The organism is Variovorax sp. SRS16, from assembly GCF_901827165.1.
GTDB lineage: Bacteria > Pseudomonadota > Gammaproteobacteria > Burkholderiales > Burkholderiaceae_C > Variovorax.
This window is the reverse complement of sequence record NZ_LR594668.1, coordinates 263,282-286,357: the sequence shown is the minus strand read 5'-3', so window position 1 is coordinate 286,357 and position 23,076 is coordinate 263,282. Positions and strand designations below refer to the sequence as shown.

The following is a 23,076-nucleotide window of genomic DNA, read 5'->3' as shown; positions in this document are numbered from 1 at the left end:
GCTTGCCTACATTCCGGCGAGCGCGCTTGACGCGAAACAGGTTAGCGCTATCATTCGTGCCGCACAGAAATCATAAAAAGGAGACTCATGTCCAAGATACCGAGCCACTCGAAGCGCGCGGCCGTCGCCGCCTGCGCCGCCATCGCACTGGGCATCACGGCGCCCGCGTCGGCCCAGATCTCCGGCGACGTCATCAAGATCGGCTTCCTCACCGACATCTCGGGCGTCTACTCGGACAACGACGGCCAGGGCGGCGTCGAAGCGATCAAGATGGCCGTGCAGGATTTCGGTCCGATCAACGGCAAGAAGGTCGAGTTCGTCTATGCGGATCACCTCAACAAGGTCGACGTCGCATCGGCGAAGGCGCGCGAATGGTTCGACCGCGACGGGCTCGACATGCTGGTGATCGGCGCCAACTCCGGCGCGGCGCTCGCGCTGGCCAAGCTCTCGGCCGAGAAGAAGAAGCCGATGTTCGCCATCACCGCGGCCACCGCGCGGCTGACCAACGAGGAATGCACGCCCTACAACGTGGCCTATGCCTACGACACGGTATCGGTCGCGCGCGGCACGGCCGGCGCCATCGTCGAGGCGGGCGGCAAGGACTGGTTCTTCCTCACCGCCGACTACGCCTTCGGCACCTCGCTCGAGAAGGACGCCTCGGACGTCATCAAGGCCAAGGGCGGCCGCGTGCTGGGCAGCGTCAAGCATCCGGTGGGCACGACGCCGAACTTCTCGGCGCTGCTGCTGCAGGCCCAGGCGTCGAAGGCCAAGATCCTCGGCCTCGCCACCAGCGGCGACGACCTGATCAATGCGGTCAAGGTGGCCAACGAGTTCGGTATCAACAAGACGATGAGCCTCGCGGCCATCCTGACCCACATCACCGAGATCCACGCGCTGGGCCTGAAGCTGACCCAGGGCATGTACCTGACCGACGGCTGGTACTGGGACCAGGACGAGGCCTCGCGCGCCTGGGCCAAGCGCTACTTCGAGAAGATGAAGAAGATGCCGAGCTCGATGCAGGCCGCCGACTACTCGGCCGTCACCACCTACCTGAAGGCGGTGAAGGCCGCCGGTACCGACGACGGCGACAAGGTGATGGCGACGCTCAAGTCGACGAAGATCAGCGACATGTACACCAGGAACGGCATGATCCGCGCCGACGGCCGCATGGTCTACGACATGTACCTGCGCCAGGTGAAGACGCCGGCCGAATCGAAGTACCCGTGGGACTACTACAAGACCATCAAGACGATTCCCGGCGACGAGGCTTTCATCAAGAAGTCCGAGACCAAGTGCGCGCTCTGGAAGTGAGTTGGACATCTTCGGCATTCCCCACCAGGCCCTGCTCGCGCAGCTCTTCCTCGGGCTGGTGAACGGCTCCTTCTATGCGTTGCTGTCGCTCGGCCTGGCCGTCATCTTCGGCCTGCTCAACGTCATCAACCTGTCGCACGGCGCGCTCTACATGCTGGGCGCGTTCCTGGCGTGGATGGGGCTCAGCTACGCGGGCATCGGCTACTGGGGAATGCTGCTGCTGACGCCGATCCTGGTGGGCGTCTTCGGCATCGCGATCGAACGGTCGATGCTGCGCCGGCTCTACAGGCTGGACCACCTCTACGGCATGCTGCTGATGATCGGCCTCGCGCAGGCGCTCGAAGGTCTTTTCCATTCGATGTACGGCGTATCGGGCAAGCCCTATTCGGTGCCCGATGCGCTGCAGGGCGCGACCGACATCGGCTTCATGGTGCTGCCGAACTACCGTGCGTGGGTGGTGGCGGTGTCGCTGGTGGTGTGCTTCGCGATCTGGTTCGTGATCGAGAAGACGCGCCTGGGCGCCACGCTGCGCGCGGGCACCGAGAACCCGAAGCTGGTGGAAGCCTTCGGCGTCAACGTGCCGCTGCTGGTCACGCTGACCTACGGCCTGGGCGCCGGGCTGGCGGGGCTGGCCGGCGTGCTCGCGGCGCCGATGGTCCAGGTCTCGCCGCTGATGGGCAGCAACCTCATCGTCGTGGTCTTCGCCGTGGTGGTGATCGGCGGGCTGAGCTCGATCCTCGGCGCCATCCTCACCGGCCTCGGCCTCGGCGTGGTCGAGGCGCTCGCCGGCGTCTTCTATCCGCAGCTGTCCTCCACGATGGTCTTCATCATCATGGCCATCGTGCTGGTGCTTCGCCCTGCGGGCTTGTTCGGCCGCGAAAAGTAGGACCGCATGACGCTCAAGAAATGGGGCTATGTCCTCGCACTGCTCGCCTTGCTCGCCGCGCCGGCGGTGCTCTATCCGGTGCTGGTGATGAAGGTGCTGCTCTATGCGCTGTTCGCCTGTTCCTTCAACCTGCTGATCGGCTTCGCCGGACTGGTGTCCTTCGGCCACGCGACCTTCTTCGGCGGCGCCGCGTATTTCTGCGGCTATGCGCTGGCCTCGCTGGGCATGCCGACCGAGGCCGGGATCCTGCTCGGCACCGGCGCCTCGGCGCTGATCGGCCTGGTGGTGGGCGGCCTCGCGATCCGCCGGCAGGGCGTGTACTTCTCGATGATCACGCTGGCGCTGGCGCAGATGCTCTACTTCTTCTATCTGCAGGCGCCCTTCACCGGCGGCGAGGATGGCCTCCAGGCGATCCCGCGCGGCACGCTGCTCGGCTTCATCGATCTGCACAACGACCTGACCCTGTACTACGTCGTGCTCGCCATCGTGCTCGCGGGCTTCGGGCTCATGGTGCGCACCGTGCATTCACCCTTCGGCCAGGTGCTGCAGGCGATCAAGGACAACGAGCCGCGCGCGCTCTCGCTGGGCTACGACGTCGCCAGGTACAAGCTGGTGGCCTTCGTGCTGTCGGCCACGCTCGCGGGGCTGGCCGGGGCGACCAAGTCGGTGGTGCTCGGCGCGGCCACGCTGACCGACGTGCACTGGGCCATGTCGGGCCTGGTCATCCTGATGACGCTGATCGGCGGCATGGGGACCTTCGTCGGACCGATCTTCGGCGCCGCCATCATCGTCGCGCTGGAAAGCAAGCTGGGCGACATCGGCGACTTCCTCGCGGCGGCCACCGGCATCGAATGGTTCCGGGCCATCGGCGTCTCGGTGCCGCTGGTCACGGGCCTGATCTTCATGGCCTGCGTGATGCTGTTTCGCCGCGGCATCCTCGGCGAGCTGGCGCATGCGCTGCGGCCCGACAGGCCACGGCCGGAAGGTCCGCCGCATGGCTGACGTGATCCTGCGCGCCGAAGGCCTCGTCAAGGACTTCCGCGGCTTCCGCGCGGTCGACGGCGTCGACCTCAGCGTGGAGCGCGGCCACATCCATGCGCTGATCGGACCGAACGGCGCCGGCAAGACGACCTGCTTCAACCTGCTGACCAAGTTCCTCGAACCCAGCGCCGGGCGGATCTTCTTCAACGGGCGCGACATCACCCGCGCACGGCCGGCCGAGATCGCGCGCATGGGCATCATCCGCTCGTTCCAGATCTCCGCCGTCTTTCCGCACATGACGGTGCTGCAGAACGTGCGCGTCGGCCTGCAGCGCGCGCTCGGCACGTCGTTTCACTTCTGGAAGCGCGAACGCACGCTGGCCGGCCTGAACGCGCGCGCCATGGCACTGCTGGCCCAGGTCGATCTCGAAAGCTTCGCCGATGCCGTCGCGATGGACCTGCCCTACGGCCGCAAGCGCGCGCTGGAAATCGCGGCCACGCTCGCGATGGAGCCCGAGCTCATGCTGCTGGACGAGCCCACCGCGGGCATGGGCCTGGAGGACGTCGCGCACGTGACGGCGCTGATCAAGAATGTCTCGGCCGGCCGGACCATCCTGATGGTGGAGCACAACATGAGCATCGTGTCGGGCATCTCCGACCGCATCACCGTGCTGCAGCGCGGCGCCGTCTTGGCCGAGGGCCGCTACGAGGAAGTGGCGGCCAACCCGCTGGTGACCGAGGCCTACATGGGCACTGCCGCGGCCGAAGCGGAGCCCGCGCGATGACGCAGGCCGCGCTGGAGATCCAGGGCCTGCATGCGTGGTATGGCGAGTCGCACGTGCTGCACGGCGTCGACCTGCACGTCGACCGCGCCGAGGTCGTCACCCTGCTGGGACGCAACGGCGCCGGCCGCACGACCACGCTGCGCGCCCTGATGGGGCTGACCGACGCCCGGCGCGGTTCGGTCCGCATCGGCGGCGTCGAGACGATCGGCATGCCGACGCGCAGGATCGCGCACCTGGGCGTGGGCTATTGCCCCGAGGAGCGCGGCATCTTCGCTTCGCTGTCGACCGAGGAGAACCTGCTGCTGCCGCCGGTCGTCGCAAGCAGCGGGCGCGGCATGCCGCTCGACCAGATCTACGCGCTGTTCCCGAACCTGAAGGGGCGCGCTGCCGCGCAGGGCACCCGTCTGTCCGGTGGCGAGCAGCAGATGCTCGCGATCGCCCGCATCCTGCGCGCGGGCGCCGACCTGCTGCTGCTGGACGAGATCTCCGAAGGCCTGGCGCCCGTGATCGTGCAGGCGCTGGCGAGGATGATCCGCGTGCTGCGCGAGCGCGGCATGACGATCGTGATGGTCGAGCAGAACTTCCATTTTGCGGCGCCGATCTCCGATCGCTTCTACGTCATGGAGCACGGTCGCATCGTCGACGCCTTCGCGTCGACGCACTTGCAGGCCAGGGCGTCGGCCCTGCGCTCGCGGCTCGGGATCTGAGGCTTGACAGTCCCGCGGCCGGCGCATAAAGTGCGCAAGGTTAGCGCTATCATGAAAGTGACGAAAGATGAGTGACTGGCATCGCGCAAGCGCGCTCGACGAAGTGTGGGAAGGTGCACCACTGGCCGTGGAGGTCGCGGGCAAGCCCATCGCGCTCTACCGCCTCGGCGAAGAGATCCATGCGATCGGCGACCTGTGCACGCATGAGCCGGACGTGAAGCTGTCGGATGGCTACCTCGACGGCGAGACGATCGAATGCCCGATGCACCAGTCGTGCTTCAACGTCAGGACCGGCAAGGTGCTGACGCCGCCGGCCTGCAATGACTTGCCGGTCTTCCCGGTCCGCATCGAGGACGGCCAGGTGCTGGTCGACATCGAAGGCGTCGAAGGCTAGCCGGTACCCTCGAACAGGGCGGGCCGCTTCGGGCCCGCGACAGGAGACATCGATGATGATCAAGAAACGCGCCTTGCTTGCCAGCGGCCTGATGACCGCCGTCTCACTGCTCGCGCCGACCGTGGCGCCGGCACAGACCAAGTATCCGACCAAGCCGATCCGGCTGATCGTTCCGTTCCCGCCGGGCGGCAGCGTCGACCCGCTCGCGCGCGTGCTGAGTCAAAAGATTACGGAGGACTTCGGCCAGCAGGTGATCGTCGACAACAAGCCCGGCGGCAACGCGGTGATCGGCACCGAGTTCACCGCCCGCGCCGCGCCCGACGGCTACACGCTGCTGCTGGCGGCGACCGCCCATGTCACCAACCCGCTGCTGGTGCAGACCACCTACGACCCCCTGAAGGACTTCGTGCCGGTGTCGATGCTGTGCGACGCGCCGGTGATCCTGACCGTCAATCCTGCCGTGCCGGCCAAGACCCTGAAGGAGTTCATCGCGCTCGCCAAGTCGAAGCCCGGCGAGCTCAACTACTCGTCGGCCGGCACCGGCAATCCCAACCACCTGGCCGGCGAACTGTTCAACATCATGGCCGGCGTCAAGACAATGCATGTGCCGTACAAGGGCGGTGCGCCCGCGGTGGCCGACCTGCTTGGCGGCCAGGTGCAGTTCACCTACGGCAGCCCCATCATCGTGCTGCCGCACATCAAGGCCGGCAAGCTGCGCGCACTCGCGGTGTCGAGCCCGACCCGGCTGCCCTCGCTGCCGGACGTGCCGACCTTCGCCGAGGCGGGCCTGCCCGGCTACGAGATCCGCATCTGGTACGGCCTGCTCGCGCCGGCCGGCACGCCGAAGGACGTGGTGGCCAAGCTGTCGAAGGAAATCGACAAGATCATGGCCTTGCCCGAAACGCTTGAGAAGCTCGATGCCGGCGGCATGGGCCGCTACCAGCTGACGCCGGATGAGTTCGGCCGGGTGATGAAGGCGGACCACGACAAGTACGCCCGCATCATCAAGGAAGCGAACGTCAAGCTCGACTGAGCGCCCCGCGCATGGGGCGCCGCGCGCTACATGCGTCCTGCCGTCGCGCCGCCGTCGAGCACCAGCGTGTGCCCGGTGATCGAGCGCGACGCCGATGAGACCAGGAACACCGCCGCATCGGCAAAATCCTCCGGCGAGATCAGATGCCCGAGCGGCATGACGCCGACGATGCCCGCGACTGCCTTGTCGATATCCGGATTGACCTTGGCCAGGTGCGCGCGCAGGAAGGGCGTGTCGGTGGCGCCGGGTGCGATCGCATTCACGCGCACGCCGGCCGGGCCGAACTCGAGCGCGAGCGCCTTCACCAGCCCGCCGAGCGCGTGCTTGGAGGCGTTGTAGACGCTGCGCTTGGCGCGCCCGGTGACGCCGCTGATCGAACTGGTGAAGACCAGCGAAGCGCGCGGGCTGCGCACCAGGCTGCGCAATGCCGCCTGTGCCGAGAAGATGCTGCCCGTCACGTTCACGTCGACGATGCGCTGCAGCGTCTCGGGGCTGGCGTCGAGAAAATCGCCCGCGAAGCTGACACCCGCGTTCGCCATGAAGACATCGATCGGCGTGCCGAAGAAAGCCTCGGCCTCGGCCACCAGGTGCGCGCAGTCGGCGGCACGGGCGACATCGCAGCGCACGCCGATCGCGCGCGCGCCCGAAGGATCGATCTCGCGCGCCACCGCGACGGCCGCGGCCTCGTCGATGTCGGAGACCACCACGCGCGCCTCTTCGCGCGCGAAGCGCTGCGCAGCGGCGGCGCCCATGCCGCTGCCGGCGCCGGTGATGACGGTCGTGTAGCCGGCCAGCATCTACTGTTCGATCTTGATGTCGGCCGCCTTGATGATCTGGTCGAAGGTGCCCAGGTCTTCCTTCATCATGGCGGCGAAGTGCGGCGGGTCCATCGAGAAAGGAATCGTTCCCTGGCTCTCCATGCGCTGCCGCACGTCGGGCATCGCGAGCACGCGGGCCATGTCGGCGTTGATCTTGTCGATGATCGGCTTCGGCGTCCTGGCCGGCGCCAAGAGGCCGATCCACGAGCGCATGCCGAAGCCCGGAAGCCCGGCCTCGGCGAAGGTCGGCACGTTCGGGATCAACGGCAGGCGCGCTTCCGAGGTGGTCGCCAGCGCCTTGAGCTTGCCGGTCTGGATCAACTGCTGCACCGACACCGGCACAGCGAAATAGAGCTGCACCTGCCCGCTCAGCATGTCGTTGATGAGCGGCCCGCCGCCCTTGTACGGCACGTGCAGCATCTTCACGCCGGCCATGCGGCTGAAGAGTTCGGCCGCCATGTGGTTCGCATTGCCGGCACCGGCCGAGGCGTAGCTGATCTTGCCCGGGTTGGCCTTTGCGTAGGCGATGAATTCCTGCAGCGTGTTGGCCGGCACCGAGGGCGTCTCGACCAGCACGAAGTCCGCCTTGTAGACCGGCGTGATCGGCGCGAAATCCTTGAAGCTGTCGTAAGGCAGGTTGTGGAACAGCAGCGCGTTGCTGACGTGCGTGCTGGCCGTCAGCAGCAGCGTGTAGCCGTCGGCCGGCGCCTTGGCGACCACGTCGGTGCCGATGATGGTGCTCGCGCCGGGGCGGTTGTCCACCACCACCTGCTGGCCCCAGAGCTCGGTCAGCTTCTGGCTCATGAGCCGCGCCACCGGGTCGACGCTGCCGCCCGGCGGGTAGGGCACCACCAGGCGCACCGCATGGCTGGGGAATTTCTGCGCGGTTTCTTCCGCACCGGCCGGGCCGGTCGCCAGCAGCGCGGCGATGCCCAGTGCGGCGAGGGCGGCCATGGCGTGGCGAAGCGAGCGAGCCGGGGCCTTGCGCGCGGCATCGCGCGGCGACGAATCGAAAGTCATGGTCGGGATCCTTGTCGGTTCAGCGGGCGGACGCATCCAGGCGCGCAATCCAGCCTTCGTGTTCACGGCTGGGCGCTGCGAAGCGGCGCAGCACGTCCGGGTCGTGTCCCGGGATCACCAGGTGCGGCGCGTCGGCCAGGCTGTAGAGGCGCGTATACGCTTCCAGCATGTCGCCGACGTTGTGGACCGCGGGAAAGGGCCGCCGCTGCTCCATGTTCGCGTAGAAGTGCGATGCGTCCGAAGCCAGCACCAGCCAGCCCTGCTGCGTATGCACCCGCACCACCTGCATGCCTTCGGTGTGCCCGCCCACGCGGTGCACGCTCAGCCCTGGCGCGATCTGCGAATCGCCGTCGTGGAACTGCACCCGTCCTTCGAACACGCGGTGCACCATGCCCGCAACGTCGTCGGCCTCGAAGTGGCGCGCGATCGGCGAATGGCACATGCAGCGGCCGGTGCAATAGGCCATCTCGCGGTCCTGCAGGTGGTAGCGCGCACGCGGGAACAGGTCGCGGTTGCCCGCATGGTCGTAGTGCATGTGGGTCAGGATCACGTCCTCGACCGTGGAGGTGTCGATGCCGACGGCACGCAGGCCTTCCTCGATCGGACGGATGATCGAGCGGCCGCGCCGCGCCGCCATCGCCTGGTCGAAGCCGGTGTCCACCACGAAGCTGCGCGACTCGCCGACCACGGCCCAGACGAAGAAGTCCATCGGCATCGGCACGTCGTGGCTGTCGCCGCCGATGAAGTTGACGCCCGATCGGCGCTCGTGATGGGCATACTTGATCGCGAACACGCGATAGGTCTCGGGGGCGGCCGCCATGCGTTGTCTCCAGGAGGGCGAGAAGGAGGTTGAAAACCGGAAAACTATGGTAACGCTATCATAAAAAACTGTCACGTATGATTTCCCGATGCGACAACATCCGACCTTCGAAACCCTCCCCGCCGATGGAGGCATTCCTCGTGGCTGAGGGGAAGGTCCGCACGGGCGGCGCGGGCGCACGGATGCGCGACGTGGCCAACGCGGCCGGCGTGTCGCTGATGACGGTGTCGCGCGCGCTGCGCGAGCCGCAGAAGCTGTCGGAAGAGACGCGCAAGGCGGTCCTCGATGCGGTGCAGAAGATCGGCTACGTGCCCAACAGCATCGCGGCCAACCTGGCGTCCAACCGCTCCAGCGTGGTCGGCCAGATCATCCCCAGCATCCAGAACTCGCTCTATGCCGATACGGCCAAGGGCACCTCCGACGTGCTGCGCACCGCCGGCCTGCACCTGCTCCTGGCCGACAGCGGCTACTCGCTGAACGAGGAAGAAGCCCTGATCGGCGCCCTGCTCGCGCAGCGCGTCTGCGGGCTGGTCCTGCACAACACCGACCACACGCCGCGCGCGCTGCAGATGATCGCGCGCGCCGGCATCCCGGTGATCGAGACTGGCGACATGCCGCGCACACCGCTCGACATGGTGGTCAGCTATTCCAATGCCGACGCCGCCAAGGCCATGACCGTGCACCTGGGCTCGCGCGGCTACCGCCGCATCGGCCTGGTCACGCTCGACACCCGGATCAACCGCCGCGCCCGCGAACGCCAGCGCGGCTACCTCGCGGGCCTGCGCGCCCTCGGCCTGAAGAAAGACACGCTGCTGATCAGCGAGGTCGCGCCCGGCCTGACCTCCGGCGCCCACGCGATGGTCGACATGATGACGCGGGCGCCCGATGTCGACGCGATCTTCTTCGCCGGCGACGTGCTGGCGATCGGCGCGCTCTTCGAGACCCAGCGCCGCGGCTGGAAGGTGCCGCACCGGGTGGCGATCGCCGGCTTCGACGACCTCGACATCCTGCAGCACACCGTGCCGCGCCTGACCTGCCTGCGCCTGCCTCGGCTGGAGATCGGCCGCCGCAGCGCCGAGGCCCTGCTGGAGCGGATGCGCGGGTCCAAGGAAGCCGTGCGCCTGGACCTGGGCTTCGAGGTGATCCAGCGCGAGAGCACCTGAAGGCGGGGGAAACTGCTTGCACTGCCCTTGTTTTCGGCGATAATGTTACCGCTATCACATCGTGATGAAGAACGGAAAACATCGATCATGAAGGGCAAAACCGCTCTGATCACCGGCTCCGCGGCCGGCCTCGGCCATGCCGTGGCCGAAGGGCTCGCGCGGGCCGGCTGCAACATCGTGCTGCACGGCATCGAGGCGCCCGAGAGCGTGCAGCCGGTTCAGGCGCAGTTGGAGCGCACGCACGGCGTCAGCGTCGCCTACGTGCATGCCGACCTCGCCGAGGCCGGGGCTGCCGAGCGGCTGGTGAGGGAGGTGCAAGGCCGTCACGGCGGCGTCGACGTGCTGGTCAACAACGCCGTGACGCGGCACTTCTGCGGCGTGGCGGAGTTCCCGGTCGAGGCCTGGGACCGCGCGCTCGCCATCAACCTGAGCGCGGCCTTCCACACCATTCGCCTGAGCCTGCCCGGCATGCGCGAGCGCGGCTGGGGCCGGATCTTCAACATGACCTCGGTCTACGGCGCGCGCGCCGTGCCCAACCGCATCGACTACGTGACGACCAAGACGGCGCTGATCGGCCTGACCCGCGCCATCGCGGTCGAGACCATCAACCAGGGCATCACCTGCAACGCGATCTGCCCGGGCGCCGTGCTGACGCCGACCAGCGAGAAGCGCATCGACGCGGTGATGGAAGAAACCGGCCTCGACCGCGTGCAGGCCACACAGCACTTCCTCGCCGGCAAGCAGCCGATCCAGCGCTTCGTCGATCCGGCCCACATCGCGGATCTGCTGGTGTTCCTTTGCAGCCCCTCGGGCAGGGACATCACGGGCACCGTGCTGCCGGTGGAGGGCGGATGGCTGGCGAGCTGAAGCACCCGCCGGCGGGCGACGAGAGCGCGGCCCTGGCGCGCTTCGTCGCGCGCACGCAGTGGGACGGGGTGCCGCGCAACGTGCAGCACGAGGCCAAGCGCGCGCTGGTCAACTTCTTCGCCACCGCGCTCGCGGGCTGCAACGATCCGGCGCTGCGTGCCGCGTCGCGCGTGTTCGCGCAGTTTCGCGCCGGCAGCGCCTGTCACCTGATCGGCCGCGCAGAGACGACGGATGCGCTGCACGCGGCCTCTCTCAATGCGATGAGCGGCAACGTGTTCGATTACGACGACACGCACCTGCCGACCATCATCCATCCGACCGCGCCGGTGGCGCCGGCGCTGCTCGCGCTGGCGCAGACGCAGCGCCTGTCGGGCCGCGACCTGCTGCTGGCCTTCGTGCTCGGCGTCGAGATCGAATGCCGGCTCGGCAACGCCATCTCGCCTGGCCACTACCAGCGCGGCTGGCACATCACCTCGACCTGCGGCGTGTTCGGCGCCGCCGCGGCCATCGCGCGCGCGATGCAGCTCGACGAGACGCGCACGCTCTGGGCGCTCGGCAATGCGTCGGCGCAGTCGTGCGGACTGGTCGAGAATCTGGGCACCATGGCCAAGAGCATCGGCGTCGGCAATGCCGCGTCCAACGGCCTGCTGTCGGCGCTGCTGGCGGCGCAGGGTTTCGAGGGACCCCGGATGCCGGTCGAAGGGCCGCGCGGCTTCTTGCGCGTGACGGGCGAAGCGCCCGACTTCGCGTCCCTCACCGAAGGGCTCGGCGAACGCTGGGAGCTGATGAACAACACCTACAAGCCCTATCCGTGCGGCGTGGTGCTGAACCCGGTGATCGAAGCCTGCCTGGCATTGCATCGCGCATCGCCGGTCGCGCTGGACGAAGTCGAGCGCATCGAGCTCATCGGCCATCCGCTGCTGCGCGAGCGCACCGACCGCGCCGCGCCGCACTCCGGGCGCGAGGCGCAGGTCAGCGCCCAGCATGCGGTCGCGGTGAGCCTCGAACGCGGCAAGGCCGGCCTCGACGAGTTCAGCGACGCCTGCGTGGCCGAGCCGCACTGGCGCGCGTTCGCCGACAGGCTGGTCTTCATCGATGACGCGAAGTACGGCATCGAGTCGGCCACGGTGACGCTGCGCTTGCGCGACGGCCGTGCGCTGTCGCACCATGTCGAGGCGGCGCGCGGCAGCCTGGACGCACCGCTGCGTGACGAAGACCTCGAACACAAGCTCATCGAACTGGCCGCGTGGGGCGGCAGCGGCTGCGCCACAGCGCCGTTGATCGGCGCGCTCTGGTCGCTCGACGGCCGCGAAGACGCGGGCACGCTGATGCCGCTGGCGGCCGGCACGGCCTGATACCGAATCCCCGAATCCCGAGAATCCCGACATCCACCTCAAAGGAGAAACCGAATGAACAAGGAACTGTTTGACCAGGGCCTGAAGGTCCGCCGCGCGGTCGCGGGCGACGCGTACGTCGATGCAGCGCTCAAGGGCGCCGACGACTTCAGCATGCCGATGCAGGAACTGGTGACCCAGTACTGCTGGGGCGACGTCTGGTCCCGCCCCGGCCTCGACCGCAAGGCCCGCAGCCTGCTGAACCTCGGCATGATCGCCGCGCTCAACCGGCCCGAGGAACTGGCGACGCACGTGCGCGGCGCGATCAACAACGGCGTGACCAAGGAAGAGATCCGCGAGGCCTTCCTGCAGGTGGCCGTCTACTGCGGCATGCCCGCGGGCCTCGGCTCGTTCAAGGTCGCGCGGCAGGTGTTCAAGGACATGGGCATCTGAGCCCCGAGGAGCACACCATGTCTGAGAAAAGAACCCTCGGCTTCATCGGCGTCGGCGTGATGGGCAACCCGATCGCCAAGCACTTGCTCGCCAAGGGCCATACCGTGCTGGCCTACGACAAGAGCGATGCCGCCGTCGCCGCGATGGTGGCCGCGGGCGCCAAGTCCGCCGGCAGCATCGCCGACGTGGTGAACAGCGCGGCCATCGTCTTCACCAGTCTGCCGAGCCCGGCCATCTTCAGCGACGTGGCGCTGGGCGCGGGCGGCGTGAAGGACGGCACGGCGGTCAAGATCATGGTCGACCTCTCGACCGTCGGCTCGCGCGCGACGCGCGCCGCTGCCGCGGGCCTGCTGGAGAAGGGCATCGACCTGGTCGACGCGCCGGTCAGCGGCGGCGCCGCCGGTGCGCAGAAGGGCACGCTGGCGGTGATGGTCGCGGGCCGTCCCGAAGCGGTAGACCAGGTGCGTGAACTGCTGGAGGCCTTCGGCAAGCTCTTCATGGTCGGGCCGCAGCCGGGCCAGGCGCAGCTGCTCAAGCTGCTCAACAACATGCTCTCGTCCACCGCCTTCGCCATCACCTCCGAAGCCTTCGTGGCCGGCGTGAAGGGCGGGCTCGATCCCGACGTGATGATGGCCGCGATCAATGCCGGCAGCGGCCGCAGCGGTGCCTCGCAGGACAAGTTCATGAAACAGGTGATGCCGCGCACCTTCGACTTCGGCTTTCCGATCAGCAGCGTGTGCAAGGACATCGGCCTCGCGGTCGAGGAATGCGAAGCGCTGGGCGTGCCGATGTGGGTCGGCAACACGGTGCGCCAGCTCTGGAACTTCGCCGGCAAGCAGGACGGCATGCAGCGCGACATGACCGAGCTCGTGACCTCGATCGAGCATTGGACCGCGGGCAACGACGCGGCCAAGCCCAAGCCTTGATGCCGACCTGCCACGCGCAGTCATGCCGTTGATCCGCAACGCACTGCAGGGCATCCGGGTCCTGGACCTGAGTCAGGGCATCGCCGGGCCGATGGCGGCGCGGCTGCTCGGCGACTTCGGTGCCGAGGTCGTGAAGGTCGAGCCGCCGAGGGGCGACCCGGCACGGCGCATGGCACCGTCGATCGACGAAGGCCCGGAGGCCGAGCGCAGCCTGCTGTTCGCCTACCTCAACTGGAACAAGCGAGGCATCGCGCTGGACCTCGAGACCGCGCAAGGCCGGCAGGCGGTCGAGGCACTGGTGCGCGCGAGCGACATCGTGATCGAGAGCTTCCAGCCCGGCGAGCTCGCGCGATGGGGCCTGGCACCGGCGGCGATGCTCGAATGGAACCCGCGGCTGGTCGTGACCTCGGTGACCGACTTCGGCCAGAAGGGCCCGCATGCCGGCTGGACCGGCAGCGACCTGGTGCAGCAGGCGATGAGCGGCATCATGCAGATCAGCGGGCAGGCCGACCGCGCGCCGCTCAAGCACGGCCTGAACCAGGCCTATTTCTGTGCCGGCCTCAATGCCGCCTATGCCACGCTCGCCGCGCATTGCGCGGCCGAGCGCGACGGCATCGGCGACCACGTCGACCTCTCGGTGCAGGAATGCCTGGTCTCGGAACTCGTGACCTGCGAGACCTACTACACCTTCATGGGCGCGATCCAGGGCCGCCGGCTGCCGGTGCAGGATCCGTATTCGGGCGCGCCGATCGAGACGCGCCGCGGCTACCTGTCCTTCCAGTCCGGCGGCCCGATGCCGGCGGAGACCTTCGCCGACCTGTTCCACAACGAGGCGTTGCGCGATCCGCGCTTCGCGAGCAACCGCCAGCGCTCCCAGCACGTGGCCGAAGTCCGCGAGCTGGTCGCGCAAAGCGTCAAGGACCTGGATGCCAAGGCGCTGTTCATCGAAGGCTCGACGAAGCGCCTGCTGATGGGCGTGGTGCAGACCGCGCCCGATCTGCTTGCGTGCGAGCAACTGGCCGCGCGCGATTTCTTCGTCGATGTCGAACATCCGAGCGGGCGTTCGTTCCGCTGCCCGGGCGAGCTGGCCCGCATGTCGGCGACACCGACCGGGGTCGCGCGGCGCGCACCGATGCTCGGCGAACACACGGCCGAAGTGCTGAATGAGCTCGCGATGCCGGCCGCTCCCCGCGTCGCTCCGGCCGTGCCCGCGCCGGCACCGCGCCTGCCGCTCGAAGGCCTGCGCGTGCTCGACCTCGCGACGGTGATCGCGGTGCCCTACATGGCCGCGCTGCTGAGCGACCTGGGCGCGGAAGTGATCAAGATCGAATCGCCGCTCAAGCTCGATCCGACCCGCCAGGGCGTGATGACCACCTACCTCGACAACGACCCGCGCACCGATGCGATCAACCGATCGGGCATGTTCCAGGTCGTCAACCGCGGCAAGCGCTCGATCGTGCTCGACATGGCGAAGGACGAGGCCAAGGCGCTGTTCCGCGAACTCGTCGCGAAGGCCGACATCGTGGTCGACAACTTCACGCCGCGCGTGATGAGCGGCTGGGGACTCGGCCACGAGGAACTGTTGAAGATCAATCCGAAGCTGATCTGCCTGTCCAACACCGGCTACGGCTCGACCGGCCCGTGGCGCAATTTCCCGAGCCAGGGCACGACGCTCGAACCGACCATGGGCATCTCGAGCTACAGCGGCTACCGTGGCGACAAGCCGTGGAAGGTGGGCCAGTCCTATCCCGATTTCCTCGCCTGCTGGACCGGGCTCGCCGCGCTGTTCGTGGCGCTGCACCACATGCGCGAGACCGGTCAGGGGCAGTGGATCGACCTGGGCATGTACCAGGTCGGTGCCGCGCTGATTCCGGAGGCGCTGCTGCAATACCAGATCGACGGCAGCGAGCCGCAGCGCATCGGCAACGAAGACGCCGTGCATGTGCCGAGCGACGCGTACCTCTGTGCGGGCGAAGACCGCTGGGTCGCGCTCACGGTGGAGACCGACGCGCAATGGCAGACGCTCGCCGGCTTCATGGCAGGCGATGGCCTCGCGGTCGATTCGGGGCTTGCCGCGGCAGCGGCGCGGCGCGCGCGGCGCGACGAGGTCAACGCACTGGTGGCCGGCTGGGTCCGCGATCAGCAGGGCTCGGCGCTGGCCGAGCGGCTGCAATCCGCGGGCATCGCCTGCGGCCCGGTCATGAACAACCGCGACCTGCTGCTCGACCCGCACCTCGTGTCGCGCGGCTTCCACGAGCGCGTGCCCTTGCCGGCACCGATGGGCCTGCGTCCGATCATGGGCCGGCCCTGGAAGCTGGCGCTGCGTGCGGTCCGGATCCGCCATGCCGCGCCGCGCTACGGCGAGGACGGCCGTGCCATCCTGCGCGACGTGCTCGGCATGGACGAGGCCCGCATCGCCGCGCTGTTCGAGGCACGCGTGGTCTGCACCGAGCCCACCTCGCCCAAGCCCTTCGACGCCATGGGCCTGGCCGAGCTGCAGCGCCTGCGTGCGATCCACGAAGTCGATCCGGACTACCGCCGCAAGCTCGGCATCGCGGCCTCATAGCATCAACATCCCACAGACAGGAAGGAGCAGCCAGATGGCCAACCTCAACATCACCGTCGAAGACAAGGTCTGCGTGTGCGAACTCAACCGGCCGCACGCGATGAACTCCATCGACCCCGAAATGCGTGTCGAACTCTATGCGTTCTACGACCGCATCAAGAAGGACGACGACATCCACGTGATCATCTTCACCGGTGCCGGCGACAAGGCCTTCTGCACCGGCGCCGACCTCAAGAAGACCCTGCCCGACGACGAAAGCTATGCCGAGACGCTGCTCGGCAAGGGCAATCCGGGCAGCGCCTTCATGGGCCTAGAAACCGACAAGCCGATCATCTGCGCGGTCAACGGCTACGCGCTCGCGGGCGGCACCGAGTTGCTCCTGGCCTGCGACATCGCGATCGCCTCCGAGAACGCCAAGTTCGGACTGACCGAAGTGCGGCGCGGCACCATCCCCTGGGGCGGCAGCATGCAGCGGCTGCCGCGCTCGATCGCCAAGACCGATGCGATGCTGCTGCTGCTCACCGGCGACACCATCGACGCGCACGAGGCGCTGCGCATGGGCCTGGTCAGCAAGGTGGTGCCGCATGCCGAGCTGATGCCGACGGCGCTCGACATCGGCCGGCGCATCGCGCGCAACGCGCCGCTGGCCGTGCGCGCGGTCAAGCAGCTCGTGGTTCAGGGGCAGGACCTGCCGCTGGTGCATGCGCTGCACATCGACAAGTACATGTACGGCCTGCTCAAGAACACCGAGGACCGCATCGAGGGCCGCAAGGCCTTCGCCGAGAAGCGCGAACCCGTATGGAAAATGAGATGAGCGCAGTCGCGGTGCCTGCCGCTGCTGCCGCACTCACAGGCCTGCGCGTGCTCGACCTGTCGGGCGCGATGGGCAACTACGCGGGCAAGCTGTTCGGCGACATGGGCGCCGACGTGCTGCTGGTCGAGCCGCCCGGCGGCAGCGAGCTGCGGCGCGAGCCGCCCTTCATCGACGACCGCGCAGGCATCGAGCGCAGCCTCGAATTCGCCTACCAGAACAGCAGCAAGCGCGGCATCTGCCTCGACCTCGACACAGCCAGCGGACAACGCCTCTTGCGCGAACTCGCCGCCGGCGCCGACCTCGTGATCGAGACCGCGCCGCCCGGCTGGATGGCCGCGCGCGGCATCGGCTACGACGATCTCGCACGGCTGCGTCCGCAGATCGTGGTCGCCAGCATCACGCCCTTCGGCCAGACCGGTCCCTATGCACAGATGGAGGCCACCGACCTGATCGGCCTCGCCATGGGCGGCCTGCTCTGGATGGGCGGCTACCAGGATGCCGCGCCGACGCAGGCGCACGGCAACCAGGCCTTCAAGTGCGCCGCGATGTACGGCGCGGTGGCGGCGATGCTCGCGGTCACGGATGCCGAGCTCACGGGCCAGGGCCAGCACGTCGACATCTCGCTGCAGGAAAGCGTGACCCTGGCGCTGGAGAACGCGGCGCAGACCTACGACCTCGAAGGCGTGGTGCGCAAACGGCCGCTGTCGGACCAGCGCTTCGCGGGCTACGGCCTCTTCAAGTGCAAGGACGGCTACATCTACCTCGGCTCGCGCGGCATCGGCAACAGCCCGGCCTGGTCGCGCAGCCTGCAATGGTTCAAGGACGAAGGCATGGAAGGCGTGGAGCGGCTGTTCGGTGCCGAGTGGTCCGACCTCGGCTACCTCAAGACCGACGAGGCGCGCGAAGTGTTCGGCGAGCTCTTCATGCGCTGGTCGATGCAGCACGGCAAGGACTGGCTCTACAGCGAAGGCCAGAAGCGATTGATTCCGCTGGCGCCGGTCAGCACGCCGGCCGACCTGCTCGAGAACCCCCAGCTGCAGGCGCGCGGGGTGTTCGTCGACTTCGTGCATCCCTTGCTGAAGCAGGCGGCGCGCATGCCCGGTGCGCCCTACGTGCTGTCGCAGACGCCATGGCACATGCAGCGCCGCGCGCCGCTGCTCGGCGAGCACACGGCCGAGGTGCTGGGCGAGATCGGCGTGTCGAATGAAGAAATGTCGAGACTGTTCTCGGCCGGAGTCGCCGCATGACCGCCTCGAAACCCAGTGCGGGTCTTCCCCTCGCCGGCCTGCGCGTCGCCGACTTCTGCTGGATCGGCGCCGGCTCGTACACCACCAAGATCCTCGGCGATCTCGGTGCCGACGTGATCAAGATCGAGAGCTCGACCCGGCTCGATTCGCTGCGCCTCGCCGGCCCCTACAAGGGCGGCAAGCCCGGCGTCAATCGCAGCGGCTACTTCGCCGATCGCAACACCAGCAAGCGCGGCATCACGATCGACATGAAGCATCCGGCTGCGCTCGACGTGGTGCGCAAGCTGATCGCGCAAAGCGACATCGTCGCCAACAACTTCGCGGCCGGCGTGATGGAAAAGTTCGGGCTCGGTCCCGACGCCTGTCTGCAGATCCGGCCCGACATCATCTATCTCGCGATGTCGATGCAGGGCTCGCTCGGGCCGCAGCGCGACTTCCGCGGCACCGGCAGCAGCATCGCGGCGCTGACCGGCATCCAGGAGCTGAGCGGCCTGCCGGGCCGCGTGCCCGCGGGCACCGGCACCAACTACCCTGACCATCTGCCCAATCCCTGCCACGCGGCCTTCGCGGTGCTCGCGGCGCTGCGCCATCGGCGCCGCACCGGCCAGGGCCAGTTCATCGACTTCGCGCAGACCGAACCGATGCTCGCGTTGATGGGGCCGACCTTCCTCGATCTCACCGTCAACCACCGGCTGCAGCAGCGGCGCGGCAACGACCATCCGTGGGCTGCGCCGCACGGCGTCTACCCCTGCGCCGGCAAGGACCGCTGGATCGCGATCACGGTGATGGACGATGCGCAGTGGTCGGCGCTGGTCGATGTCATGGGCCGTCCCGCGTGGGCGCTCGAAGCGCGCTGGCAGACGATGCCCGAGCGCTACCGCGCGCGTGCCGAACTCGATCGCTGCCTCGCCGCCTGGACCGCCGATCACGAGGCCCAGGCGTTGATGGCATCGCTGCAGGCCCGCGGCATTCCGGCCGGCGCGGTGCAGGACGCGCACGACGTGGTGCGCGTCGATCCGCAGCTCGCGCACCGGCAGCACTGGGTGCGGATGCCGCATGCGGAGATGGGCGAATCGATCTACAACAACCTGCCGTTCCGGCTCTCGCGCACGCCGGTGCGGCCGACCCGGCCGGCGCCGCTGCTCGGCGAGCACACGCGCGAGGTGCTGCACGATCTGCTCGGCCTGTCCGACGCCGAGATCGACGGCCTGCAGGCGCAGGGAGTGCTCAAGTGAGTGCCGGCACGATGCTGCGCGATCAATGCGCGATCGTCGGCGTCGGCGCCAGCGCGCAAGGCAAGGTGCCGGGCTCGACCGCGTTGACGCTCGCGGTCGACGCGTTCAAGGCGGCGCTCGACGACAGCGGCTTGCGCAAGGAGCAGATCGACGGCCTGCTGACGCTGCCGGGCCAGACCTCGCCCGAGAGCACGCAGAACTTCCTGCGCATCGGCGAGACGCTGGGCATCAATCCGCGCTTCGCGGGCACGATGAACCTGGGCGGCTCGACTGCGGGCGCGCTGGTCCAGCAGGCCGCGCTCGCGATCCATGCAGGCATGGCGACGCATGTGGCCTGCGTGTTCGGCGATGCGGCGGCCACCGGCGGCGGCCGCTTCGACCGCGCGCAGGGCTGGGGCGATTCGTCGTCGATCTGGGGCTACATGGCGGCCGCGGCCAACAGCGCGATCACCGCGGCGCGGCACATGGCGGTGTATGGAACCACGAGCCGGCAGCTCGGCGAAATCGCTGTGGCCTGCCGTTACCATGCTTCGCTGAATCCGCACGCCGTGATGCGCGAGCCGATCACGATCGACGACCACCAGGCCTCGCGCTGGATCGTCGAGCCGCTGCATCTGCTCGACTGCTGCCTGGTCTCGGACGGTGGCGTTTGCATCATCGTGTCGAGCGCCGAGCGCGCGCGCGACCTGAAGCAGCCACCGGTGCTGCTCTCGGGCATGGGCCAGGGCTACACCACGCAGAACCTCGGCAGCGAGGACTGGTGGTACGCGCCGCATCAGAAGCGCGCGGTGCAGGACGCTTACGCGATGGCCGGCGTCGGGCCGACCGACATCGACGTCGCCCAGCTCTACGACAACTTCACGCCGAGCGTGCTGCTGTGGCTCGAACATGGCGGCTTCTGCGCGCCTGGCGAGGCTGGTCCTTTCTGCGAAGGCGGCCGCATCCGCCTCGGCGGCGCGCTGCCCGTCAACACGGCCGGCGGCAATCTTTCGGAGTCCTTCATGGAAGGCTGGCTGCACATCGTCGAAGGCGTGAACCAGATGCGCCACCAGTGCGGCCCGCGACAGGTGCCGGATGCCGAGGTCTGCCTTGTCACCGGGCGCGGCCTGGCGCTCAATTGCGCCAACGCGCTGGTGCTGCGGAGGAGTTGAACATGAGCGACTACGCCAAACCGCTGCCGACCCTGACCGACGAGAACCGTCCCTTCTGGGACGCCTGCCGCGCCGGCCGGCTCTGCCTGCAGCGCTGCGACAACTGCGCGCACATCCGCTATCCGATCAGTCCGGTCTGCCCGCGCTGCCTGGCCAGCGGCTTCGAATGGGCGCAGGTGTCCGGGCGCGGCAGCGTGTTCTCGTACATCGTCTTCCATCGCGCTTACCACCCGGGCTTCCGCGACGAGCTGCCGTACAACGTGGCGCTGGTCCAGCTCGATGAAGGGCCGCGCATGTACAGCAACATCGTCGGTACGCCGAACGACCAGGTGCGCATCGGCGATGCGGTCGAAGTCGTGTTCGATCGCGCAACGGACGAAGTGACGATTCCGAAGTTCAGGCTGCGCGCAGCCGATTGATCCGCAGCAAGGAGCCCGCCGCATGTTCAAGGTCGACACGAAGGAGCCGCCGGCCTGCTTCTTCGAGGATTTCCCCGAAGGCCGCGAGATGCCGGTCGTGACCAAGGGGCCGATGCAGATCGGCCATCAGGTGCGCTGGGCCGGTGCCTGCGACAACTATGCGTCGGAGTTCCACCATGACGAGGCGACTGCGAAGTCGCAAGGTTTGCCGGGGGTGCTGCTCTCGGGCCCGTTCATGGCGAGCTACATGCTGACCGAGGTCGGGCATTGGCTCGGTCGGCATGCACGCGTGGTCTCGTTCTGGGACCGCAACAGCGGGCCCACCGCGCCGCGAGACATGGCGCATATTCATGCCCGCGTCCAGCGCGCATGGCAGGAAGGCGGCCGTGCCTTCGTGCAGATCGATTGCCACATCGCCAACCAGCACGACAAGGTCACGACGCCCGGTGTGCTGGTGGCCGAATTGCCGTTGCGCGCCGACGGACGCGGGAGTCCGCGATGAGCGCCGAGACGCTGGCCCAAATGGAGCGATCGCTGAAGGCGATGGAAGGCCCGCTCGGTCCGGTCGATTCGATGCCGATCGAATCGATCTCCGTGCGGCGCATGGCGCTCACGCTCGACAACTTCGACCCGATCCACTACGACGAGGCCGCGGCCCGGGCACGCGGCTACCGCGGCGTGGTCGCGCCGTGGCCGCTCGTGTGGCTGATCTTCTTCAATTGCCGCGAGGCGCCGCTGGTGTTCGATTTCGGCCGGGCCACGCTCCACGGCGAGGACAGCTACGAATTCCACGAGCCGATGATCGTCGGCGACGTGATCACCGTGAGCGCGGCGGTCGAGCGCACCTCGGTCAAGAGGGGCAAGTCCGGTGCGATGGGCGTGATCGTGACGCGGCGCGAATTCCGCAACCAGCTCGGCCAGCTCTGCGCCGTGATGTCGACCACCAACCTGCGGCGTTGACGGCGGAAGGTTTTGCTCCCTCTCCCAAAGGGAGAGGGAGCAAGAGGGGGACCGCATTCTCAGCCGGCGATCCGCGGCAGTTGCCATGCATCGCCGAGCGCATCCCACGCCGTGGCGACGACCGGATCTTCCCTGCGCACCTGCAGGCAGACGAAGGTCAGCGCGCATCGCAGCGCGACCTTGTCGGCCACCACCAGGCCATGCGTCTGGCTTTCGCGGATCGCGATCGAATCGCGCATCAGCGAGAGGCCGACACCCGACTTCACCAGATCGAGCATCGACGATTCCTGGTCGACGAGTGCGACCCGTTGCGGCGTGAGGCCGGTCGACGAGCCGGGCCCGAACACCGCGGACAGCAGACGCGAATGCGGCGATGCTTCGGGCGTTCCGAGCCAGGGCAAGGCGCCCAGGCCTTTCCAGTCCTGGCCCAGCACGCGTGCTTCCCAGCCCTGCGGCGCGACCACGCGGTAGTCGAACAGCGTCAGCACCCGGACCGCGAAGGGATGGACGATGAGCATGCGTGCGCGCGATGCCACGGCGTCGTCTTCGCCCGGCGGCAGGTCCAGCTTGCGGGGATCGAAGAGGTAGAAGCCGACGTCGAGCGCGTGGCTCTGCAGTTCGGCCAGCACGGTCCCGCTCTTGGCCTGCCGCAGCTCCGTCTCCACGCGCGGCGCGACCTCGACGAGCTGCCGCAGGAACGCGCCGAGCCGGATGAATTCGGGATCGAGGATGGTGCCGATGCGCAGCAGGCCGTGCACGCCGCTGTCGCGCAGGCCGTTCGCCGCATCGTTGAACTCGGTCAGGCTGGCCAGCACTCTTTCGGCCCTCGGCAACAGCGCGGCGCCGTCGAGCGTCAGCTGCAGGCCGCGCGGTTGACGCGTGAAGAGCGTCAGGCCCGTCTGCTCGGCCAGCGACTTGAGCTGCAGGCTCACGGCCGATTGCGTCACGAAGAGCTGCTCGGCCGCGCGCGACACGCTGCCCGTGTGCGCGACCACGACGAAGGCCCGCAGCAACTGCAGGTCGGAGAGCGATCTCCTATTTGTCCGGCTCAAGTGCGTCATGAGCAAATGTCACTGGTCATGCGTGATCAGGTCGCAGAAACTCGCGGCCTCTGGAACGAGGCGGCCGGGGCAACCATAGCAGCTGGGAGCGGATCCTGCACATCACTGTCCGCGGAACCCGGCGCC

General features: G+C 68.2%; 24 protein-coding genes. 20 read left to right on the top strand and 4 right to left on the bottom strand.

Going from position 1 to position 23,076, the window contains the following annotated elements:
* The first annotated feature begins 87 nt into the window (after positions 1-87).
* The 7 genes from E5P2_RS33545 (at position 88) to E5P2_RS33515 (ending at position 6,096) form a co-directional block, all read left to right on the top strand.
* The gene (locus tag E5P2_RS33545) at positions 88-1,311 is read left to right on the top strand and encodes an ABC transporter substrate-binding protein (RefSeq protein ID WP_162571391.1); all 1,224 of its coding nucleotides are present in this window, start codon (positions 88-90) and stop codon (positions 1,309-1,311) included.
* A gap of 1 nt (position 1,312) precedes the next feature.
* Positions 1,313-2,197, top strand: coding sequence for a branched-chain amino acid ABC transporter permease (locus E5P2_RS33540; protein ID WP_162571390.1), 885 nt, complete (start codon positions 1,313-1,315; stop codon positions 2,195-2,197).
* Positions 2,198-2,203: 6 nt separating this feature from the next.
* Positions 2,204-3,199: a branched-chain amino acid ABC transporter permease gene (locus tag E5P2_RS33535; RefSeq protein WP_162571389.1), complete on the top strand. Its 996-nt coding sequence runs from the start codon at positions 2,204-2,206 to the stop codon at positions 3,197-3,199.
* Complete coding sequence (locus tag E5P2_RS33530; protein ID WP_162571388.1) at positions 3,192-3,962, top strand: ABC transporter ATP-binding protein; 771 nt, start codon at positions 3,192-3,194, stop codon at positions 3,960-3,962. Before E5P2_RS33535 ends, E5P2_RS33530 begins: the two co-directional genes overlap by 8 nt.
* Positions 3,959-4,669, top strand: a complete 711-nt coding sequence (locus E5P2_RS33525; RefSeq protein WP_162571387.1) for an ABC transporter ATP-binding protein — start codon at positions 3,959-3,961, stop codon at positions 4,667-4,669. The genes E5P2_RS33530 and E5P2_RS33525 overlap by 4 nt, the downstream gene beginning before the upstream one ends.
* A gap of 67 nt (positions 4,670-4,736) precedes the next feature.
* Positions 4,737-5,063, top strand: coding sequence for a non-heme iron oxygenase ferredoxin subunit (locus E5P2_RS33520; RefSeq protein ID WP_162571386.1), 327 nt, complete (start codon positions 4,737-4,739; stop codon positions 5,061-5,063).
* A gap of 52 nt (positions 5,064-5,115) precedes the next feature.
* Positions 5,116-6,096, top strand: coding sequence for a Bug family tripartite tricarboxylate transporter substrate binding protein (locus E5P2_RS33515; RefSeq protein ID WP_162571385.1), 981 nt, complete (start codon positions 5,116-5,118; stop codon positions 6,094-6,096).
* Positions 6,097-6,122: 26 nt separating this feature from the next.
* Here E5P2_RS33515 and E5P2_RS33510 read toward each other — a convergent pair whose 3' ends face one another.
* The 3 genes from E5P2_RS33510 to E5P2_RS33500 are packed head-to-tail and all read right to left on the bottom strand — an operon-like array spanning position 6,123 to position 8,754.
* On the bottom strand, positions 6,123-6,893 hold the full coding sequence (locus tag E5P2_RS33510) for an SDR family NAD(P)-dependent oxidoreductase (protein ID WP_162571384.1): 771 nt from the start codon (positions 6,891-6,893) through the stop codon (positions 6,123-6,125).
* The gene (locus E5P2_RS33505) at positions 6,894-7,934 is read right to left on the bottom strand and encodes a tripartite tricarboxylate transporter substrate binding protein (protein ID WP_162571383.1); all 1,041 of its coding nucleotides are present in this window, start codon (positions 7,932-7,934) and stop codon (positions 6,894-6,896) included.
* Positions 7,935-7,953: 19 nt separating this feature from the next.
* Positions 7,954-8,754, bottom strand: coding sequence for an N-acyl homoserine lactonase family protein (locus tag E5P2_RS33500; RefSeq protein WP_162571382.1), 801 nt, complete (start codon positions 8,752-8,754; stop codon positions 7,954-7,956).
* Positions 8,755-8,894: 140 nt separating this feature from the next.
* Here E5P2_RS33500 and E5P2_RS33495 point away from each other — a divergent pair, with 140 nt between their 5' ends.
* From E5P2_RS33495 to E5P2_RS33435, 13 genes are all read left to right on the top strand, one after another.
* Positions 8,895-9,917 (top strand): LacI family DNA-binding transcriptional regulator, encoded by a 1,023-nt coding sequence (locus tag E5P2_RS33495; protein ID WP_232080977.1) that lies wholly within the window; start codon positions 8,895-8,897, stop codon positions 9,915-9,917.
* 87 nt (positions 9,918-10,004) lie between these two features.
* The gene (locus tag E5P2_RS33490) at positions 10,005-10,784 is read left to right on the top strand and encodes an SDR family oxidoreductase (protein WP_162571380.1); all 780 of its coding nucleotides are present in this window, start codon (positions 10,005-10,007) and stop codon (positions 10,782-10,784) included.
* Positions 10,769-12,139: an MmgE/PrpD family protein gene (locus tag E5P2_RS33485; RefSeq protein WP_162571379.1), complete on the top strand. Its 1,371-nt coding sequence runs from the start codon at positions 10,769-10,771 to the stop codon at positions 12,137-12,139. The genes E5P2_RS33490 and E5P2_RS33485 overlap by 16 nt, the downstream gene beginning before the upstream one ends.
* 54 nt (positions 12,140-12,193) lie before the next feature.
* Positions 12,194-12,571: a 4-carboxymuconolactone decarboxylase gene (gene pcaC / locus E5P2_RS33480; RefSeq protein ID WP_162571378.1), complete on the top strand. Its 378-nt coding sequence runs from the start codon at positions 12,194-12,196 to the stop codon at positions 12,569-12,571.
* 17 nt (positions 12,572-12,588) lie between these two features.
* Positions 12,589-13,497, top strand: coding sequence for an NAD(P)-dependent oxidoreductase (locus E5P2_RS33475; protein ID WP_162571377.1), 909 nt, complete (start codon positions 12,589-12,591; stop codon positions 13,495-13,497).
* A 22-nt stretch (positions 13,498-13,519) separates the two neighbouring features.
* A complete protein-coding gene (locus tag E5P2_RS33470) occupies positions 13,520-16,063 on the top strand; it encodes a CaiB/BaiF CoA transferase family protein (RefSeq protein WP_162571376.1) in 2,544 nt (847 codons plus the stop codon).
* A 34-nt stretch (positions 16,064-16,097) separates the two neighbouring features.
* A complete protein-coding gene (locus E5P2_RS33465) occupies positions 16,098-16,877 on the top strand; it encodes an enoyl-CoA hydratase/isomerase family protein (RefSeq protein WP_162571375.1) in 780 nt (259 codons plus the stop codon).
* Positions 16,874-18,124, top strand: a complete 1,251-nt coding sequence (locus tag E5P2_RS33460; protein WP_162571374.1) for a CaiB/BaiF CoA transferase family protein — start codon at positions 16,874-16,876, stop codon at positions 18,122-18,124. Before E5P2_RS33465 ends, E5P2_RS33460 begins: the two co-directional genes overlap by 4 nt.
* Positions 18,121-19,359 (top strand): CaiB/BaiF CoA transferase family protein, encoded by a 1,239-nt coding sequence (locus tag E5P2_RS33455; RefSeq protein WP_162571373.1) that lies wholly within the window; start codon positions 18,121-18,123, stop codon positions 19,357-19,359. The genes E5P2_RS33460 and E5P2_RS33455 overlap by 4 nt, the downstream gene beginning before the upstream one ends.
* A complete protein-coding gene (locus E5P2_RS33450) occupies positions 19,356-20,510 on the top strand; it encodes a thiolase family protein (RefSeq protein WP_232080976.1) in 1,155 nt (384 codons plus the stop codon). Before E5P2_RS33455 ends, E5P2_RS33450 begins: the two co-directional genes overlap by 4 nt.
* 2 nt (positions 20,511-20,512) lie before the next feature.
* A complete protein-coding gene (locus E5P2_RS33445) occupies positions 20,513-20,929 on the top strand; it encodes a Zn-ribbon domain-containing OB-fold protein (protein ID WP_232080975.1) in 417 nt (138 codons plus the stop codon).
* A 22-nt stretch (positions 20,930-20,951) separates the two neighbouring features.
* Positions 20,952-21,431: a MaoC family dehydratase gene (locus E5P2_RS33440; RefSeq protein ID WP_162571371.1), complete on the top strand. Its 480-nt coding sequence runs from the start codon at positions 20,952-20,954 to the stop codon at positions 21,429-21,431.
* A complete protein-coding gene (locus tag E5P2_RS33435; protein WP_162571370.1) occupies positions 21,428-21,889 on the top strand; it encodes an FAS1-like dehydratase domain-containing protein in 462 nt (153 codons plus the stop codon). Before E5P2_RS33440 ends, E5P2_RS33435 begins: the two co-directional genes overlap by 4 nt.
* A gap of 59 nt (positions 21,890-21,948) precedes the next feature.
* On the opposite strand, the gene E5P2_RS33430 is transcribed toward E5P2_RS33435, so the two are convergent.
* The gene (locus E5P2_RS33430; RefSeq protein ID WP_162571369.1) at positions 21,949-22,950 is read right to left on the bottom strand and encodes a LysR family transcriptional regulator; all 1,002 of its coding nucleotides are present in this window, start codon (positions 22,948-22,950) and stop codon (positions 21,949-21,951) included.
* Between the last annotated feature and the right edge of the window lie 126 nt (positions 22,951-23,076).

Coding starts and splice junctions, on each gene's coding strand:
- E5P2_RS33545 (WP_162571391.1), top strand. CDS start 88: ATGTCCAAGATACCGAGCCACTCGAAGCGCGCGGCCGTCGCCGCCTGC.
- E5P2_RS33535 (WP_162571389.1), top strand. CDS start 2,204: ATGACGCTCAAGAAATGGGGCTATGTCCTCGCACTGCTCGCCTTGCTC.
- E5P2_RS33530 (WP_162571388.1), top strand. CDS start 3,192: ATGGCTGACGTGATCCTGCGCGCCGAAGGCCTCGTCAAGGACTTCCGC.
- E5P2_RS33525 (WP_162571387.1), top strand. CDS start 3,959: ATGACGCAGGCCGCGCTGGAGATCCAGGGCCTGCATGCGTGGTATGGC.
- E5P2_RS33520 (WP_162571386.1), top strand. CDS start 4,737: ATGAGTGACTGGCATCGCGCAAGCGCGCTCGACGAAGTGTGGGAAGGT.
- E5P2_RS33515 (WP_162571385.1), top strand. CDS start 5,116: ATGATGATCAAGAAACGCGCCTTGCTTGCCAGCGGCCTGATGACCGCC.
- E5P2_RS33510 (WP_162571384.1), bottom strand. CDS start 6,893: ATGCTGGCCGGCTACACGACCGTCATCACCGGCGCCGGCAGCGGCATG.
- E5P2_RS33505 (WP_162571383.1), bottom strand. CDS start 7,934: ATGACTTTCGATTCGTCGCCGCGCGATGCCGCGCGCAAGGCCCCGGCT.
- E5P2_RS33500 (WP_162571382.1), bottom strand. CDS start 8,754: ATGGCGGCCGCCCCCGAGACCTATCGCGTGTTCGCGATCAAGTATGCC.
- E5P2_RS33490 (WP_162571380.1), top strand. CDS start 10,005: ATGAAGGGCAAAACCGCTCTGATCACCGGCTCCGCGGCCGGCCTCGGC.
- E5P2_RS33485 (WP_162571379.1), top strand. CDS start 10,769: ATGGCTGGCGAGCTGAAGCACCCGCCGGCGGGCGACGAGAGCGCGGCC.
- pcaC (WP_162571378.1), top strand. CDS start 12,194: ATGAACAAGGAACTGTTTGACCAGGGCCTGAAGGTCCGCCGCGCGGTC.
- E5P2_RS33475 (WP_162571377.1), top strand. CDS start 12,589: ATGTCTGAGAAAAGAACCCTCGGCTTCATCGGCGTCGGCGTGATGGGC.
- E5P2_RS33470 (WP_162571376.1), top strand. CDS start 13,520: ATGCCGTTGATCCGCAACGCACTGCAGGGCATCCGGGTCCTGGACCTG.
- E5P2_RS33465 (WP_162571375.1), top strand. CDS start 16,098: ATGGCCAACCTCAACATCACCGTCGAAGACAAGGTCTGCGTGTGCGAA.
- E5P2_RS33460 (WP_162571374.1), top strand. CDS start 16,874: ATGAGCGCAGTCGCGGTGCCTGCCGCTGCTGCCGCACTCACAGGCCTG.
- E5P2_RS33455 (WP_162571373.1), top strand. CDS start 18,121: ATGACCGCCTCGAAACCCAGTGCGGGTCTTCCCCTCGCCGGCCTGCGC.
- E5P2_RS33445 (WP_232080975.1), top strand. CDS start 20,513: ATGAGCGACTACGCCAAACCGCTGCCGACCCTGACCGACGAGAACCGT.
- E5P2_RS33440 (WP_162571371.1), top strand. CDS start 20,952: ATGTTCAAGGTCGACACGAAGGAGCCGCCGGCCTGCTTCTTCGAGGAT.
- E5P2_RS33435 (WP_162571370.1), top strand. CDS start 21,428: ATGAGCGCCGAGACGCTGGCCCAAATGGAGCGATCGCTGAAGGCGATG.
- E5P2_RS33430 (WP_162571369.1), bottom strand. CDS start 22,950: ATGACGCACTTGAGCCGGACAAATAGGAGATCGCTCTCCGACCTGCAG.